General features: G+C 32.9%; 1 protein-coding gene. It reads right to left on the bottom strand.

The features are described 5' to 3' along the window. A partial coding sequence (locus HMPREF2937_RS02190; RefSeq protein WP_142351386.1) for a helix-turn-helix domain-containing protein occupies positions 1 to 429 on the bottom strand: 429 nt, incomplete at both ends.

The following is a 429-nucleotide window of genomic DNA, read 5'->3' as shown; positions in this document are numbered from 1 at the left end:
ATAGTTTTATAAAAGACATAGTTTCTTTCTTAACCTGCACATAGGCTAATGCTTGCTGTGATTGGCTTTGATTGCGTTTTTTTTGTGCATTGCGATAGCTCATTTGCGATAGCTCATTTTGAATTTTTTTGAATAACTCAATAGGATTAATGGCATAAGTATTTGCGCCTTTACCTCCTTGTTTATTTCGCAAAGTATTGATTACAGTAATAAAACCGTTTTCTTTTAAAAACTTGATATGACGTTTGACAGTCGCAACAGACTTATCTAATTTCTTTGCAATTGTTTTGATTTTAATGTGCGAAACACCAATCACTTTGCAACTGTATTGTTTTAATAGGTTCAGTGTTTCGTAATGTGTTTTGCTGATTTGCGCATTGTATTGTCTTACTGTGTTATCCATTGCTTGAATTGAATCGAATGTTGCGT

The sequence above is a fragment of the Staphylococcus sp. HMSC061G12 genome, from assembly GCF_001838465.1.
Lineage (GTDB): Bacteria > Bacillota > Bacilli > Staphylococcales > Staphylococcaceae > Staphylococcus > Staphylococcus simulans.
This window is presented reverse-complemented; position numbering and strand designations above follow the sequence as displayed.